The sequence below is a fragment of the Sphingomonas sp. AP28 genome (assembly GCF_056680455.1).
The window spans coordinates 89,894-105,631 of record NZ_JBWXQI010000004.1 but is presented as its reverse complement, the minus strand read 5'-3'; the positions used below and the strand labels follow the sequence as shown (position 1 = coordinate 105,631).

At 56.8% G+C, this 15,738-nt stretch carries 17 protein-coding genes and 4 pseudogenes; 10 read left to right on the top strand and 11 right to left on the bottom strand.

Going from position 1 to position 15,738, the window contains the following annotated elements:
* Positions 1 to 19 precede the first annotated feature (19 nt).
* Positions 20 to 1,002: pseudogene (locus tag AC1MH0_RS22785) on the top strand (IS481 family transposase).
* Between the two features lie 158 nt (positions 1,003 to 1,160).
* Here the strand turns inward: AC1MH0_RS22785 and AC1MH0_RS22780 are convergent.
* Positions 1,161 to 1,733: a hypothetical protein gene (locus AC1MH0_RS22780; RefSeq protein ID WP_480966339.1), complete on the bottom strand. Its 573-nt coding sequence runs from the start codon at positions 1,731 to 1,733 to the stop codon at positions 1,161 to 1,163.
* 65 nt (positions 1,734 to 1,798) lie between these two features.
* On the opposite strand from AC1MH0_RS22780, the gene AC1MH0_RS22775 reads away from it, so the two are divergent.
* The 3 genes and pseudogenes from AC1MH0_RS22775 to AC1MH0_RS22765 all read left to right on the top strand — a co-directional run bounded on the left by AC1MH0_RS22775 (position 1,799) and on the right by AC1MH0_RS22765 (position 5,464).
* Positions 1,799 to 2,011, top strand: a complete 213-nt coding sequence (locus tag AC1MH0_RS22775) for an HIRAN domain-containing protein (RefSeq protein ID WP_480966338.1) — start codon at positions 1,799 to 1,801, stop codon at positions 2,009 to 2,011.
* An 872-nt stretch (positions 2,012 to 2,883) separates the two neighbouring features.
* Positions 2,884 to 3,252: a hypothetical protein gene (locus AC1MH0_RS22770; RefSeq protein WP_480966337.1), complete on the top strand. Its 369-nt coding sequence runs from the start codon at positions 2,884 to 2,886 to the stop codon at positions 3,250 to 3,252.
* A 1,229-nt stretch (positions 3,253 to 4,481) separates the two neighbouring features.
* Positions 4,482 to 5,464: pseudogene (locus AC1MH0_RS22765) on the top strand (IS481 family transposase).
* Here AC1MH0_RS22765 and AC1MH0_RS22760 read toward each other — a convergent pair.
* Positions 5,461 to 5,654 (bottom strand): annotated as a pseudogene (locus tag AC1MH0_RS22760) (IS3 family transposase); the annotation flags it as partial. The pseudogenes AC1MH0_RS22765 and AC1MH0_RS22760 sit on opposite strands and share 4 nt — an antisense overlap.
* A gap of 146 nt (positions 5,655 to 5,800) precedes the next feature.
* On the opposite strand from AC1MH0_RS22760, the gene AC1MH0_RS22755 reads away from it, so the two are divergent.
* The gene (locus AC1MH0_RS22755; protein ID WP_480966336.1) at positions 5,801 to 6,163 is read left to right on the top strand and encodes a response regulator; all 363 of its coding nucleotides are present in this window, start codon (positions 5,801 to 5,803) and stop codon (positions 6,161 to 6,163) included.
* 82 nt (positions 6,164 to 6,245) lie between these two features.
* Here AC1MH0_RS22755 and AC1MH0_RS22750 read toward each other — a convergent pair whose 3' ends face one another.
* Together AC1MH0_RS22750 and AC1MH0_RS22745 are read right to left on the bottom strand one after the other, a co-directional pair.
* Positions 6,246 to 6,665: a BLUF domain-containing protein gene (locus AC1MH0_RS22750; RefSeq protein WP_480966335.1), complete on the bottom strand. Its 420-nt coding sequence runs from the start codon at positions 6,663 to 6,665 to the stop codon at positions 6,246 to 6,248.
* Positions 6,666 to 7,356: 691 nt separating this feature from the next.
* Positions 7,357 to 7,599 carry a hypothetical protein gene (locus AC1MH0_RS22745; protein ID WP_480966334.1) on the bottom strand — a complete coding sequence of 81 codons (243 nt, stop codon included), beginning with the start codon at positions 7,597 to 7,599 and terminating at the stop codon, positions 7,357 to 7,359.
* Between the two features lie 689 nt (positions 7,600 to 8,288).
* On the opposite strand from AC1MH0_RS22745, the gene AC1MH0_RS22740 reads away from it, so the two are divergent.
* From AC1MH0_RS22740 to AC1MH0_RS22725, 4 genes are all read left to right on the top strand, one after another.
* The gene (locus tag AC1MH0_RS22740; RefSeq protein ID WP_480966333.1) at positions 8,289 to 8,939 is read left to right on the top strand and encodes a transposase family protein; all 651 of its coding nucleotides are present in this window, start codon (positions 8,289 to 8,291) and stop codon (positions 8,937 to 8,939) included.
* A 449-nt stretch (positions 8,940 to 9,388) separates the two neighbouring features.
* Complete coding sequence (locus tag AC1MH0_RS22735) at positions 9,389 to 9,586, top strand: hypothetical protein (protein WP_480966332.1); 198 nt, start codon at positions 9,389 to 9,391, stop codon at positions 9,584 to 9,586.
* A gap of 109 nt (positions 9,587 to 9,695) precedes the next feature.
* A complete protein-coding gene (locus AC1MH0_RS22730) occupies positions 9,696 to 9,899 on the top strand; it encodes a DUF5818 domain-containing protein (protein WP_480966331.1) in 204 nt (67 codons plus the stop codon).
* A 106-nt stretch (positions 9,900 to 10,005) separates the two neighbouring features.
* Positions 10,006 to 10,449 (top strand): hypothetical protein, encoded by a 444-nt coding sequence (locus AC1MH0_RS22725; RefSeq protein WP_480966330.1) that lies wholly within the window; start codon positions 10,006 to 10,008, stop codon positions 10,447 to 10,449.
* 9 nt (positions 10,450 to 10,458) lie between these two features.
* On the opposite strand, the pseudogene AC1MH0_RS22720 reads toward AC1MH0_RS22725, so the two are convergent.
* The 4 genes and pseudogenes from AC1MH0_RS22720 to AC1MH0_RS22705 all read right to left on the bottom strand — a co-directional run bounded on the left by AC1MH0_RS22720 (position 10,459) and on the right by AC1MH0_RS22705 (position 12,599).
* A pseudogene (locus AC1MH0_RS22720) lies at positions 10,459 to 11,441 on the bottom strand (IS481 family transposase).
* 310 nt (positions 11,442 to 11,751) lie between these two features.
* The gene (locus AC1MH0_RS22715; RefSeq protein WP_480966465.1) at positions 11,752 to 12,006 is read right to left on the bottom strand and encodes a DUF6894 family protein; all 255 of its coding nucleotides are present in this window, start codon (positions 12,004 to 12,006) and stop codon (positions 11,752 to 11,754) included.
* A 312-nt stretch (positions 12,007 to 12,318) separates the two neighbouring features.
* Positions 12,319 to 12,447: a hypothetical protein gene (locus AC1MH0_RS22710; protein WP_480966329.1), complete on the bottom strand. Its 129-nt coding sequence runs from the start codon at positions 12,445 to 12,447 to the stop codon at positions 12,319 to 12,321.
* Positions 12,444 to 12,599 (bottom strand): hypothetical protein, encoded by a 156-nt coding sequence (locus tag AC1MH0_RS22705; protein WP_480966328.1) that lies wholly within the window; start codon positions 12,597 to 12,599, stop codon positions 12,444 to 12,446. Before AC1MH0_RS22705 ends, AC1MH0_RS22710 begins: the two co-directional genes overlap by 4 nt.
* 515 nt (positions 12,600 to 13,114) lie before the next feature.
* Between AC1MH0_RS22705 and AC1MH0_RS22700 the strand changes: the two genes are divergently transcribed.
* A complete protein-coding gene (locus AC1MH0_RS22700; RefSeq protein ID WP_480966327.1) occupies positions 13,115 to 13,459 on the top strand; it encodes a hypothetical protein in 345 nt (114 codons plus the stop codon).
* Between the two features lie 4 nt (positions 13,460 to 13,463).
* Here the strand turns inward: AC1MH0_RS22700 and AC1MH0_RS22695 are convergent, their stop codons facing one another.
* The 3 genes from AC1MH0_RS22695 to AC1MH0_RS22685 form a co-directional block, all read right to left on the bottom strand.
* Positions 13,464 to 13,649 (bottom strand): hypothetical protein, encoded by a 186-nt coding sequence (locus AC1MH0_RS22695; RefSeq protein WP_480966326.1) that lies wholly within the window; start codon positions 13,647 to 13,649, stop codon positions 13,464 to 13,466.
* 149 nt (positions 13,650 to 13,798) lie between these two features.
* Positions 13,799 to 14,203, bottom strand: coding sequence for a BLUF domain-containing protein (locus AC1MH0_RS22690; RefSeq protein ID WP_480966325.1), 405 nt, complete (start codon positions 14,201 to 14,203; stop codon positions 13,799 to 13,801).
* A gap of 1,088 nt (positions 14,204 to 15,291) precedes the next feature.
* On the bottom strand, positions 15,292 to 15,624 hold the full coding sequence (locus AC1MH0_RS22685) for a hypothetical protein (RefSeq protein WP_480966324.1): 333 nt from the start codon (positions 15,622 to 15,624) through the stop codon (positions 15,292 to 15,294).
* Positions 15,625 to 15,738 lie beyond the last annotated feature (114 nt).

The window sequence follows — 15,738 nt, the reverse complement described above, 5'->3', positions numbered from 1 at the left end:
TGGAATGGAAGGAAGCCATATGGGACAGGTACGTCACGGGAGCGCCACGACCACGCACGCCGTCAGAGCAGCAATCCAGTGATCGCAAGCTTCGCTCGCGACGTCGAGCCAGGAACTGGGGATCAACCCCAAGACGGTCGCAAATTGGCGTAAGCGGGCGACGGTCGAGGATCTGAAGACCGGGCCGAAGGCCCCTCATTCAACGACCCTGACCCAAGCTGAGGAGGCGGCCGTCGTCGCGTTCCGCCGGCATACCCTGCTGCCACTGGACGACTGCCTCTACGCATTGCAGCCGTCGATCCCTCATCTGACCCGATCGGCGCTGCATCGATGCCTCCAGCGGCACGGCATCTCCCGCCTGCCGGACATCGAGGGTGACAAGCCGAAGCGCCAGCGCTTCAAGCGCTATTCGATCGGCTTCTTTCACATCGATATCGCTGAGGTGCAGACCGCCAAAGGCAAGGCTCTCCTGAGCTCGTCGAAGGGCTCTACCTGTTCTTCGGCATCAACCGCACCAGCAAGTTCGCGGTCACCCAGTTGGTCGACAAGGCCGATCGGCGAACGGCGTGGGAGTTCCTCGAACACCTGCTGAAAGCTGTGCCCTACCGGATCCATACGATCCTGACTGACAACGGGATCCAGTTCGCTGAGCAGCCGCGCAACCGGAACACCGCCTGGTCGCGCCAGATGCGCTTCGACATGATATGCGAGGCAAACGACATTGAGCACCGCCTCACGAAGCCGAACCATCCGTGGACCAACGGACAGGTCGAACGGATGAACCGCACCATCAAGGAGGCGACCGTCAAACGCTTCCACTACGAAAACCACGACCAGCTACGGACGCACCTCGCCGACTTCATGGCGGCCTACAATTTCACCCGTCGGCTCAAGACGCTCAGCGGCCTCACGCCTTACGAATACATCGCCAAAATCTGGACTTCAGAGCCTGAGCGGTTCATCGTCAATCCGATCCACCAGATGCCGGGACTAAACACCTAGCGGGTTCCCAGGTTCGCCGTCGGTGCGCTGGTATTCCTCCAACAGGCTTTGGTCGTTGAGGAACTCGATCACGTCGAGGCGCAGTGGTGGAGTGTCCATTCTCAGAGCCTATGCGCGGTCGACCGATTCGGGCAAACCATCTGCTCAAGCGATGACGCCTACGATGTACTGGGTTCATTTGTCGGGGCAATGTTGGGCTTTTGGGTCGGCCGGACCTCGCCCTTTGTCATTGTGCCCAACTGCTGAGCGTTTAATTCGATTGTCCGCTGTTTATCGATGACAAGCGCGGCAGCTAAAACCTCACCTGACAACGGGTCGAGTATCCAACCAGAAGACCCCTTTCTTGCAGGAGCTGGCTTCTCGCGCTCTGGTGCAGGCTTAATTTGAGAAACTTCTACGATGGTGCGCCGCAGACCTGAGGTGGGTTCGGCCGACGCCGGCAACACCGGCGGTAGCGGAGCCAAGCGCTTCAGCGCCGGCACTGCGGCTACGGCTTGAACCGTCCTTTCAACAGAAGGTTTCTTGGTCGCTTGTCCTATCATCAACACGTACGCCGTGCCGCCCACGAGCGCCGCTGCCAGTGCGCAAACTCCGATAACTATGCCTGAGCGATCATTGAGAAAGCTCCTACCTTCAGGCTTAAGAGGCTTGGGTAGATATCGGTCGCTCCAATCTGCAGCGGCTGCGTGCGCCGGTGAAGGATAAAGCCGATCGAACTTTTCGATGTCCATCACTGGCTGCCCCGATAACGATTTGCAAACTTGATCACCCGTTCAGTAACGCGCAAGCCCCGCATATGGACGAACTCACCACCTCCATTGTCGGCATAGACTTTCCGAACGAGGATAAGTCGAACAGCAACAGGCGCATAGAGTGCATGCTCTGCGCGCCTGGCGAGACGGTCGAGCTGCGCCTCGAGCCGAAGAACCCGTTCGACGCGAACGCCGTTGCCGTGTGGTCCGACCGCGGCGTGCAGCTGGGCTACGTCAGCGCCGAGCGTGCGCCCTAATCGGCAAGCGTATGAAGGAAGACGACGCGACCGCGGTTTTCCAGGCGATGCACGGGAACGGGTCCTATATCCGGATCCGGTTCGTAGGCGGGTTACCTACCCTGCCCGACCCGGTCCCTGATGTTCCGAAGCCCGCCCCTCCCCGCCAAATGCGGCCGGCCCAGCGACCCGTTACGATCCTCACACTTTCTATCCAGATCCTGATGGGCCAGAGTGGGGCGCCTGATCCCATCGGAGTGCGCGCAGATGTTCGAATTCGTACCGCCCCGGCTTCAGCGCTTTGCAAAGGACATATTGTGGATCGCGATCGCGTTGCTCGCGGTCACAGGTCCACTCGCCATTGCAAAGGATTCAGCGGCAGCTCCATCATGGCAGGTGATGCTCGGCCTGTTCCTCGGCACTGCTTTGCGCTGCGCATTCATGCCCGAGAAGAGATCTCCCCACGTTCTATCCTGATGAGGAAGGGCCAGAGTTCGGGGCATAATCCATGCAGGTCGCGCAAAATTCAATTGGCGCCCATGGAAACGGCTGGGCAATTTGTAAAGGCGGCTGATCTAAATTAGCTGATTGACGCTTGCGTCACCTAGCTCGGTATGATCCAACCGCTGCTGTCAGGCTGAGTCGCACGAGGCGCGGGACCTGTAGGGGATTGGCCGCAATGAACCAGAACGAGAGCGAGAATTGTCCGCGCGTCCTAGCGAAGCAGCTTGAGCACATGATTGAGTTCGCTGACAAAGAGCAGGACTATGTTCTGGCCGCTTGGCTCGTACAGGCGCTCGAGCGCATGAAGGATAGCCATATAGTCCGGTAGGCAACTTGATTTACGCTACGGTTTCCGGTGATAACGTTGCCGAAAGAAACGGGAGCGACGAATGAAAGGGAACGACCAGGCTGCCCAGCTCGCTGCTTCAATCCTGCGGTTCCGCCGGTTCCGCGAGAAGATACTCTCGCCGGACATTTTTGGTGAGTCCGCTTGGGAATTGCTACTCGAGGTGTTTGTTGCGGACGCAAAAGGCGAAGCAATCACAGCGCGAATGGTGGCTGAACGACGTGGCGGATCGCCCGCGGCGATATCGAGGTGGCTCAAGCATCTAACCGTTCAGGGGTTGATCGTCGGTGATGGCGACGGCAATGTGGACGACGAACTTACGTTATCAGGCAGTGGCATGGAGAAGATTGAAACGGTTCTCTTGGAAGCCCGATTACTCAAAGATGAGTTTGCTTCGATCGAGATACGTTAAGTTCACCAGTTCCCGCCTCACTGTCAGATGCGGCCGGCAAAGCGACGGCTTTACGATCCCCACGCGTTCTATCCGGACGAAGCAGAGCCTGAGTTTGGCGCTTGAGTGAGCGTGTACCGCGCATGCGCGTTTATCTCTGCCATTCTTCGGTGCCCCATGGCGTCCACCGCAGCGGCTGTCAGCTGATCAGCTAGATCGAGTGCTAGGTTTGGCTCTAGGGTCGCTGCAATCCCCTGCCCTTCAATGACGACGCAGCCTTTGGAAGCCTCACTCGTCACTCCGTCGACGTGCGGTTCGTAAGCCATCCGACTTCTCGGAGCGAGACAGTAACGAGCATCGCCACCGGATGGTGCGAGTTAATTTAAATTAAATTGTTTGACCAATGCCTGCCTCGCCAACGGTTCTATCCTGATGAAGAAGGTCCCGAGTTCGGGGCCTAGTTCACTCGGTGGAAAGGACCTTCGATGTACCCGATACGAAGATTGGTTTACCTGAAGAAAGTCAGCGCCCTCGTGGCAGAGGGCAATAAATTGAAGTCAGAGCTTGTGGCCGCAGTGCTGCAGTAATTGCGCTAAAGGGACCTCCTGAACGGGTTGCCGGCGGGTTTATCAACGCGACCTTGCGATTACCCTGCCAGATCTCGAGTCCGCACCGGTTCAAGTGCCCTGCCGCTTCGATCAAAGAGTGTTCGTCGCTAGCCGCCGAGAGGTCCGCACCGCTTACAATTTCGCCACAACCACCCATCTCGTAGATCCGATAACGCATACCATGTCCCCCGCCATCCTTTTGCCGGGAGGCGGTAAACAAGACGTTAACGCGCTTAGTACACTGGCAAGCGAGCGACGGAGTGCGAAAGATTCAGGCCCCGATCGGCTAGCGAATGTTTGTGCTGCGCCTCGCGGAGGTCAGCGGCATAGGCCCTAAGCAATTGACGAGAGAACTCATCATTCAATCCCCCGACGATACGCCGCATCCGCTCACATTCCGCTTCAAGGTCTAAATCAATCGGCACGTTCATCTCCGGTACGCCGCAAGGAAACGACGAAACCAACAGCAGCCGGAAAATGGTTAATAGAAAGTTAACCCGGCCGCCCGGTTAGACAGGCCGATTCGCAGGCGCGACGAACTGATGCATGTTGGTTATAAATGGACCCGCGATTGGCTCTGGGGATGTGTTTGATCCCACGGTTTGATGGTGCGATCCTTTCGTTGGAATGGAAGGAAGCCATATGGGACAGGTACGTCACGGGAGCGCCACGACCACGCACGCCGTCAGAGCAGCAATCCAGTGATCGCAAGCTTCGCTCGCGACGTCGAGCCAGGAACTGGGGATCAACCCCAAGACGGTCGCAAATTGGCGTAAGCGGGCGACGGTCGAGGATCTGAAGACCGGGCCGAAGGCCCCTCATTCAACGACCCTGACCCAAGCTGAGGAGGCGGCCGTCGTCGCGTTCCGCCGGCATACCCTGCTGCCACTGGACGACTGCCTCTACGCATTGCAGCCGTCGATCCCTCATCTGACCCGATCGGCGCTGCATCGATGCCTCCAGCGGCACGGCATCTCCCGCCTGCCGGACATCGAGGGTGACAAGCCGAAGCGCCAGCGCTTCAAGCGCTATTCGATCGGCTTCTTTCACATCGATATCGCTGAGGTGCAGACCGCCAAAGGCAAGGCTCTCCTGAGCTCGTCGAAGGGCTCTACCTGTTCTTCGGCATCAACCGCACCAGCAAGTTCGCGGTCACCCAGTTGGTCGACAAGGCCGATCGGCGAACGGCGTGGGAGTTCCTCGAACACCTGCTGAAAGCTGTGCCCTACCGGATCCATACGATCCTGACTGACAACGGGATCCAGTTCGCTGAGCAGCCGCGCAACCGGAACACCGCCTGGTCGCGCCAGATGCGCTTCGACATGATATGCGAGGCAAACGACATTGAGCACCGCCTCACGAAGCCGAACCATCCGTGGACCAACGGACAGGTCGAACGGATGAACCGCACCATCAAGGAGGCGACCGTCAAACGCTTCCACTACGAAAACCACGACCAGCTACGGACGCACCTCGCTGACTTCATGGCTGCCTACAACTTCGCCCGTCGGCTCAAAACGCTCAGCGGCCTCACGCCTTACGAATACATCGCCAAAATCTGGACTTCAGAGCCTGAGCGGTTCATCGTCAATCCGATCCACCAGATGCCGGGACTAAACACCTAACCCAGCGGCGAATAACGCCGTCGATGGTTGTAGAAGGCGATCCAGTCAATCACTTCATCTGTGGCAGGGCGCCGCATGTCGACGCGCATGCCATGGAGCCGCTCGACCTTTAGCGAGCCGAACAGCACCTCGGTCACGGCGTTGCCCAGCGATCGCCTTTGCAGCTCATCGAACTGGTCATCCTAAACGCAGCGGTGAGGAACTTCTCCACCGGGTGCATTGTAAAACTATTATTGACGCTTCTTCACAAAACGACATGGAAATTTAAATGTAACCGTTTTGTTTTTGTAGAAAGCCGCTACGGTTTGGATCAAAGTTGTGAAGGGATTGAGACGGATGAAGTTTGTATTAATTATCGAAGATCAGCCTCTTCATGCAAAGCTTTTTACGGAAATCCTTCGGACAGCAGGGTTGTCTTCTGCGACAGCGCTAACCGGAAATGATGGCTTGGCTGTCGCGAATGCGACGAAACCGGACCTTATTGTTGTCGATATCCGGTTACCGGATAGACCCGGATACGAGATTATCTCTGACTTGCGAGCCTCGTCGGAAAGCGCTCGCACGCCCGTTATCGCGGTCACCGCAGCAACCGAATATGAGTTTAAAACTCGATCAATCGACGCCGGGGCGAATGTATTTCTAGAAAAACCCGTCCGTATCTCCCTCTTTACTGAAGAAGTGAAACGGCTATTACTGTAGGTAGGTCAAATAACACTTCCTGCTTAAGTGTTTTTATCTTCTGATCCCATAAATAATCCGGAGGAAAGCTATATTTCTAGGTTTATCGCATTTGCCATCTGCGCATAGACAAGGCTGCAAATCCTATAAAGGCTGCTTTCGTCGTGTCGTCTTCGACATTCGCAACTTTGAATTTAACACGATCTAAGAATGATGTTGCATCATAGTCTTTTGAGATTTCCCTATACTCGGTAGACCATGAACCGAACTGGCGGAATGCAGTTGCCCTATCCTCTATCATCACAATCTTCGTATGCCGCCGATCATTATAAATGCGGTTCATCGTGGCAATCACAGTATCCGGTTCCCCCTCTATGGCCTGAATAAACCGTTTCCCATCGAAAACGAGCAAACCGGTTATGTCGTTAAATCGGTTAACCGACGCGGAGAACGCGCGCAGTCTCGAGATTTCTTCGCGTCCAAATGAGTGTACAGCGTAACTTGTATAAACAATCAGATGCATTCGACCTCAGCAGAGATTTACGGTGTTGCGTTTGGCTACGAACCAGCGTCATACTAAACGATGCCAGAGCTTTTCAACTTGCGAATGTACAATTGTAAGGTTTTACACGGCAGAATTAACGTAGCGCAGTACGTTTTTTGCACCCAGGATCAGTCACCGCGATAAATCCGTTAGCTTCCGGACTAAGGCTGCGCGAACTTCAACGACAAAGCCGTTAGTTAAGGCGCAGGCTGCGCCGGCAAGGCCGACCGGTCTTTCCTGATATGAAGCCATAAATCCAAACCTCTCGGAGGTTGGGCGCAAACCTTTCGTCGTACGGGCAGTGAGCCGCACTCCCGCCGGCAGCTCGGCTGGCCGCTAGCCCAACCTCAAAAGTGCGCTCCGTCATCCGTTCAATGCCTCTCATGACAATGCCGGTAATTCCTGCCTGATTTCCGCCACATGAACCAAATCGACGATGGCGATATTCTTTGGCAACGCCGAAGTGAAGTCGAGAGCGAGGAAGGCGGTCTAGGGCGACGTAACCTCGTGTCATCGGACCGGCAGCGCCTCAATCAGTTCACTTCGTCAGAAAACCGGTTTGGCTCAACTTTCACGCCAAACCGACGTGTTTCGTCGCGGATGTGGATCGGTCTACCGCCGCGTATCCGTAAATTAACTAAAAATTAACCATACTTAATGCTTTCCTAATTCAGGCGAACACGTTGATCTGCGAAGAGAAAAGTGCATCGAGATGCCTACCTAAAATTGGAGTTAGCTCGGACGAGGCGTTTGGCAGATAACCTTCGAGACGACCTGTCCCGAGAACTGATTCAGCAATATCTGTTCGATATCCGCGAGGAGCAGCAAAAGCGACGTTACGGCGCCACCCTGCTCGAACGCATTTCGACGAGTTAACTCTAACAGCAACACTATAAAAGTTGAGCTTGATCATTAAATGTCGAACAGGGTAGCAGGGCATGTCATTCAGTGGGTGTCCAGACCCTCTCGAGATGGAGTAACATTACATTTTGAGATCGCCCGATCAGTCAAAGAATATCTAGAAGGGAATGAGACATCTATTAAAATGGTTCTTAACGACCGGCAACTCAAAGCGTTAGTAGTCGACATGGTTAGGTTATCTATCATGCAAGGCGTTGAATTCACACCGCCAAAGAAGTGGTGGAGATTTTGGTAAGTGGGTCTTCTTTTTGATTGAGTTTAAATCTCACGGTGTCGGTGCTTACATGCGCGCCATGTAGCACAACGTTGACTTCGGCACTGACATGGTAATCTTCGATACCCGAGATGAGATCTAGCCTTGGAATGGGTGTACGTTTTCCGGGTCACCGCACGGACGATGTACTTTCAAACAGGGCTTAAACAACTTTGCAAAATTAGGCGTTTGCTTAGCTAACCGATATTGATCGGACTACAGCATTTTTTCGGTTGCTGATGCATGACGGCTAGGGCAGTGTGCGACGCAATCATCGGCATGATGCAGACGGCAGCGCATCCGGGACGATCGCGAAAGCCTGCTTGCGCCAATGTTTGCGGAACGTGGCCTACTCGCAGCAGCTCCCCGGTTGTGGATCGGCGTGGAAAAAGGGCTCTGGCTCAATTTTGATGTAGTTATGAGGTCTGATGGCGTTGGCTCCAGATGGGAACATCGTCATGCACAAGGCGCTTCACCCCTCGTCCTTCATCCCTGCTGGCTTTGCGATGGTCTCGGCGTCCAGCGATGACGACCGAACGACCATTACGGTCCGCAGCATTTCCAGATCGAGCTGTTGTCCCACATGCGGAACTGACAGTCATCGGGTTCATAGCCGCTATCAGCGTCGTATCGCCGATCTGCCGCGGGCTGGGAAATCGGTGCGCTTGATCGCCGAAGTTTGTTGTTTCCGATGTGCCGCGACGCAGTGTGAGCAGCAGATCTTTACTGAGCAGTTCCCCACTGGGGTATTGGCGCCTTGGGTGCGGCGTACGGGGCGTACGGGGCGTCTCGACGTCCTCGTACATCATCTCGGACTGGCGCTTGGCGGCCGGCCTGCCGCGAGCTTGGCCAAGCGACTAATGCTCCCGGTCAGCAACGACACGTTGCTAAGAGTGGTACGTCGGCGCGGGTGTCCGGCAAGGCCAGCGCCGATGGTCATAGGTATCGATGACTGGGCGTGGCGGCGGAATCATAGATACGGCACGATCATCTGCGATCTGGAGCGGAGAAGGCCGATCAGCCTGCTCCCGGATCGTGAACCGGCAACCGCTCAGGCATGGCTTACCACGCAGCCGTAGATCGCGGTCGTCGCCCGGGACCGCGGTGGGCGTATGCGAGGGCTGCCGCATCCATGGGGCCGCGACATTGACGTGGCCCTGTGCAAAAAATGCATCGTCAACGATACGATTGCTCGGCAGCGGTCAAGCAATCTATCACTCGCAGCCTCTCAGCCTCGCTCTGCTACGTGAACGAACGGCTGCTTACCGGCGATGGCCGCCCGATAACGGACGGGCCGCTATCCACCAGTTTTGCCGTAAATGCGGACAGTCCGCATGCGCCTTGATTAAGCGGTATACCGTAAAAGCTGTACGTTCCTATCGCTTCGGGATCTTCTGCCAGAACGCGATGCGGTTCTCCATGGGAGAACTTCTTTCGCCTGCAGGTAGCGAAGGTCTTTGCTAAATGACCTTAGCCAACCGGCCGCTGGTGCCTCGCCTCCGCCACGACGTTTATGATAGAAGGCCACATGCTCAAGACAAAAATGAAGCGGGTCGCAGATCGCGGCGATCACGCGGTGCGGCGCCTTGCCGAGATCGAAGCCTCGATCGCGAACCTTTCAGACGAGGATCTGCTCGATTTGGCTGATATCTTTAAATCCGAACCCCGCTCCCCAATCGGGGATATGGCGCTCGTGGAAATGGCCCGGCGTCATATTAGCCTTTGAAGGCCGCTCGCGAACAAATTAGCAGTATCATGGGGCCCAGCGAGGCACATCGGTTATACGCAGGATCGCCCGCAACTTTACACGATCATGATGGAGCAACGATGCAGCTATGGTAGCGATTGGCACCCGGATCAATGAGATAGGCACTCTGGTCCGCGATGGCGGGGCTTTCTATCTTCGCCGCGATGTCGGCGGTCGCTTCGAGCTGGAACTGCACCGTACCCCCGTAGACGTGGTAGAAAAGCGCGTCCGGCTCGTCGGCACGTTGGTTGGCCCGGATCTGGTAAACGCTGACGGCGTTGCGCCAGCTTAGCCAGTCAAGAATGCCTCTGGCTCAGTCGTCAGCCACTGGGCGCAATTTTGATTCAACCTGACTCATTGCCGTTGCGCACAAACCACGAACAGCCATCATCCCAGCCATGGAACAGCAGATCATTCACGCCTGCGGTCATGAGCAGGGCCATTATCTCACTGGCTACGACAGCCAGCAGGAACGCAAAGCCAAGTGGCTGAAGACGACAAGCTGTCGAGACTGCTTCGTTGCGGAAAAGCGAGCAGAGGAAGCCGCTGCGGCAGCGTTGAGCAGCGCTGCTATCTCCCATCTCGATCTTCCACTGCTGACCGGCACCGACCGGCAAATCAGCTGGGCATCGACGATCAGGACCAAGCGGCTCGCAGCGCTAATCAACCCAAACAGCGACGCCGACTGTAACGCATGCCTTCATGTCACTGACGCCAAATGGTGGATCGATTGCCGCGATCTGACTGACGTTGATCTCATGGCAGCCGCGAACCGAGCGTCAAGCATGCAAAGCGTGCCGACACTCATGCCATCGACTACGAATCCCGTTATTGCCCTCTGACGGCAGAGGCTAGGTGTTTAGTCCCGGCATCTGGTGGATCGGATTGACGATGAACCGCTCAGGCTCTGAAGTCCAGATTTTGGCGATGTATTCGTAAGGCGTGAGGCCGCTGAGCGTTTTGAGCCGACGGGCGAAGTTGTAGGCAGCCATGAAGTCGGCGAGGTGCGTCCGTAGCTGGTCGTGGTTTTCGTAGTGGAAGCGTTTGACGGTCGCCTCCTTGATGGTGCGGTTCATCCGTTCGACCTGTCCGTTGGTCCACGGATGGTTCGGCTTCGTGAGGCGGTGCTCAATGTCGTTTGCCTCGCATATCATGTCGAAGCGCATCTGGCGCGACCAGGCGGTGTTCCGGTTGCGCGGCTGCTCAGCGAACTGGATCCCGTTGTCAGTCAGGATCGTATGGATCCGGTAGGGCACAGCTTTCAGCAGGTGTTCGAGGAACTCCCACGCCGTTCGCCGATCGGCCTTGTCGACCAACTGGGTGACCGCGAACTTGCTGGTGCGGTCGATGCCGACGAACAGGTAAAGCCCTTCGACGAGCTCAGGAGAGCCTTGCCTTTGGCGGTCTGCACCTCAGCGATATCGATGTGAAAGAAGCCGATCGAATAGCGCTTGAAGCGCTGGCGCTTCGGCTTGTCACCCTCGATGTCCGGCAGGCGGGAGATGCCGTGCCGCTGGAGGCATCGATGCAGCGCCGATCGGGTCAGATGAGGGATCGACGGCTGCAATGCGTAGAGGCAGTCGTCCAGTGGCAACAGGGTATGCCGGCGGAACGCGACAACGGCCGCCTCCTCAGCTTGGGTCAGGGTCGTTGAATGAGGGGCCTTCGGCCCGGTCTTCAGATCCTCGACCGTCGCCCGCTTACGCCAATTTGCGACCGTCTTGGGGTTGATCCCCAGTTCCTGGCTCGACGTCGCGAGCGAAGCTTGCGATCACTGGATTGCTGCTCTGACGGCGTGCGTGGTCGTGGCGCTCCCGTGACGTACCTGTCCCATATGGCTTCCTTCCATTCCAACGAAAGGATCGCACCATCAAACCGTGGGATCAAACACCTAAGCCGGGTCAGACCAACGCTGCGAAGGCCGAGGCCAAGCCAGCACCCGCGCCCCGTAAGCGCGAGACCGAAGAAGCAACACCGGAATACGAGGTAGAAAAAATATGTAGCTATGGGTTACTCGCCGTAGGCTTGGCTATAGGTTTCTGTGGAGCAAGGATGCCGCTGAGCGTCCGCACCCCGTCGATACAGGCAGTCATTCCCACACGCATTTTTGCGCTCCCAACATCGGACGTTCGTTCATCACAAAGTTAGGGGCGTTTAGGCTCCAAGGCTCTACTTGCGGCCGACGCCTGGCCATCAAGATGGATCTCCCACAGAATCAACCCGGCAGCGTCCGTCACTGAAACGCTCCACGGTCGTGAACCCAAGAAGATTTCAGGAGCATCTTGCATCATCTGTCCGCAGGTACGGATAGCTTCGCGACGGGCTTCGACATACCCGGGAAACTCTGTCCCCTCAATATCCGTAACACGGATATCGGTCTGAGTATGAAAGAAGAACAGCGCAATACGTGCTCCGTACAGTAAATGCCGAGCATAGTATCAATAGTTCAGTCGAACTTCGATCTATGATCGCTGCGTTCGTTACGCTTGCATTTTAAGTGTTAAACAGGATTGCCGCAGATCAACACGATAGCGCAGACGAGGCAACATCTTACCCGCCACGGCGACGCCCTGCCCCCCCGTTCGTACGAAAACGGGCGGGCGCCTTGACGCGTCTAATCGCCAATCGGTTGAGAGCTCCCATATTGACAAATCACGACCAATGAAACGCCGATCAGTTGCGGTCGGTCTTCCCCACCTTGTGTTCTCTACCTACTGCTGCTTGCCCAGTTCCTCCTGCTTTGCACCGTCCTTACGGACCGATGCTCGATCGGCGTTGGCCTTCATGGCGCCGAATACCTCATTCACTTTTCCGACGATGTTGCCTATTTTACTGGTCATGGCTTTTTCTTGACGTCCGGAGGAGTCGGATCGGTCTTTTGCTCTTTCGTACCACCGTAGTTTTCATTACCGCTGGTACTGCCAGCTTGCTTGCTTCTGCCGGGGAAATTACGTTCGTCGGCGCCTGCGTCCGCTTGATGATCATCTGCCATACAACTGAACCTAAATCTGGATCATGACGAGTTTCGTCTGACAGCTACACAACGCAGGCGCCCGCTAGTCGGGCGCGTGGCGATCATACCGAAAGCACGCATTTGTGACGGCACTCTGACTGTGTCCTCCTACTTCTCGGCTGCTCTGTCGGCATCCCTAACCGCCTTCTCGTCGTCCCGTTTCGCTGCTGCCGCAGTTGACCGCTCAGACTGATCAGCTATCACGTCCCATCGTTCGGCCGCATGCAAAGCTCGCGCGCCAACGTTCGGTAGGGTCGTCTTTGATGCCTCTTCACGGTGCTCATGCGCTCGTTGCCGGTACAGGTCTGGTTCTGTTATTATGCCGTCGAGATAGTCCGCAAAAACAATATTCCTGCAGCCGTCTGGATCCGGCGTAGCTTGAAGATGCTCTGGTGGTGGAAGGGCCGCTGTCGAACTAGACCTGCCCTGATTGTTCGGCCCTAAACGCACAGAGGTCGTATTGCATTGAGCTGGCTGCTGCGCGACTGGGAAGCATGCCTCACGCCAGCAACATCGTCTATTGCGACGGTCCGGAGAGCCCCCACGCTTTCGACATCGTTCCGCTCCAGCCACGTAAGGGGAGCCTCGATGCCATGTGCCCGGTTTGCCAAGGAAGGGGGCAGTGGAATATCGAGATTGATCTCGTCAGCTTCCGCTGCAAGCGAACCGCCTGCGATCGTTGCCACGGCGCTGGTTGGGTAGAAACCGGCTCCGACCCGGTCGGCCTTCCCGATATCGAGATCGCACCGGGAGGCTACCCCCGGTGGACCCTTCGCTTCGAACCTGCTGACGAAACCATTCAGATCGATCCGGAAACGCCAGGCCTATCGCAGGCCTAGGGCGTTATCGGTTTGGGTCAGGTGCCCCAAGCTTCGCTGCGATCCTCGCAACTTCCTCGTCACTTGGCTCCTCCGGGAGTTCCTCGCCCGGCAAGAGCGCGTCGTCGGGGAAGCCTGGCGCAGTGCCGGCGATCGGCTCGTCGATGGCGCGCTCGTTGGCACCGTCCGTGATCTTCTCTCTGCTTGGCATGTCAGTCTCCTTTGTAGCATTCAAACGCTCGAGGGACGCTACGGGGCCACGTCATGCCTTCAGAAGAAGGATAACGGTTTCTTGGAGAATGATGTTTCAGAGCCCGCCACACGGCAGGCGCAGCGCTGAACGTCCGGCATTGGCACGCCTCAGGCGGCATGCTTCTTGGCGAACTCAGCGAAATACGCATGCGTGGTGGGATCCGAGATCGGCGTGATTAGTGCCGCTATATCGTCTGCAATTGCACCATCACTGCGTAAAGATTTGCCAGGCTGATGCCCCATTGCCCAACCGGGAAAGCTGCGCCCCAAAATTGCGCGGCTATCCAATGTCACTGCGGCGAAATGACGTCCGTCAGCTTTGATGCGACCGTACGTCTGAGTGACTGCATCAGCTGGTCCTTCAAGCGCCTGAAGGAAGCGGCGTCCACCAACGATCAGCAAACCCGTCACACCTGCTGCGGCATTGTTGCGCCTCGAAACGCGTAAAATTCCCTCAAGCTCGACCTCGGATAGCTCCGATCGGGCGGTGCTGATGTAAATGAGACGTATCAATCCAGGGCTCCTCCGAGAGGATAAATAGCGGCCGAACCTAAACGCAACGTCAATATACGCGACTGGCGGTGTGCTTCCTCGGTCTCACGAACGGCCAGCTTATCCGGAAAACTGCTAAGAAAAACGGAGAGGCTGGCCGCCTTGGTAGCTCAGATAATGAGCCTCGCGGCGGATCAACGTGGGAGCAAAACCGCGCCGCGGACCAACAGGTACGTAATACTGTCCATTTCGGACGCGTAGGTCGTCGATGAAACCGCGAGCGTCAAGAGTCCGACCCAAGCGTGACGACCCGCCTCGATAGCCGAGCGAAACACGCTGCGGGTCGGCGAGGACCCTTTGCATAGGCCCTGGCAGAGACTGAACGTCTGCGGACGACATCGGCTCACTTAAAATGGAATACGTACGGCGACAGCGGCAAGGACGGTGTGGGTTTCCCTCCCCGCTGGCGTAACGTGGCATTCCCGAAACTTCCGACGCGCCTAACGTTCGGTCTCCAGGGGCGGCTCGTTACGGTGTGCCGGGTCTAGCTGCCCGACGGCGACACCCCAATTTGACGCCGCTCGGTTAGCTGTCGTGCTGGTCAAGCTCCAAATCTTACCGCCATACTCTCCCGTGGCCTTCCACCGCCCAGGTTCGGCCTCTTCAACGCAAACTTCTATGTGTTGCCCCTGAACCGAGACTAAGCGCTTCACCGAGCTGCTCCTCTTCCCACCATCACTCCTACTTGCCGTAATACACGATCCAGCTGCCCCGCGACTGGGCGTACCACCGCTCATGCTGGCGTCAGCGAGCCAAACCGGCGCAGTACATCATCAAATGCTCGGTTGGCGTCATAGAGGCGACCGAGCGACGCTCAACTGAAGCTATTGCCGGGACGCTCCAGCGATGACGTCAACCGCGGCCGCGACACGACGCCAGTCCTGTGGATTGGTGGTATTGCGAAGAATGTCGAATAGCCGTTCTGTGAAGCGCTCGGGCTCATCATCGCCAAACGCTGCCGCGATAGTGGACGCCTTTTCCCACACCTCCCGATCTGACATACTCGATCGGCTACACATCTGAAGATACCTGATTGGCACTTGGTCGGTTCACTCTTCGAGATTCCGACGCCGCAGCTCATCACGTAGCGCCTCAGCCGCAAGATCGCCCACCTCGCCTTCGGTCTGCCGGTACGCGGCCAAAAGCTCATCGTCCGTTGCGCTGGCCAGAAGGCCCTCAGTCTGAGCCCTGAACGTGTCGACCTCCTCTGCCGCCACGTCCGCCGCTTCGTCGGAAGAGACCTCATTGTTAGCAATGTCAGGCGCTGGCGCCAGCACCGCGTCCTGCTTGAAGACGTCGAACGCCTCTGCTGCCTCGTTGCGGTGGACGATCAGCGACCGAAGCTGGCCAAGAAGATCGAACTGCGATGCTGTGTTTTCCATGGCCGAGCCTAAACCGAGTTTTTCACCGCGTGCAATATGGCGTCATTGGGTCTCTACCGGTCAGAGATTGACCCGACCGACAACTGCGCCAACCGCGATCACAGAAACGATGAT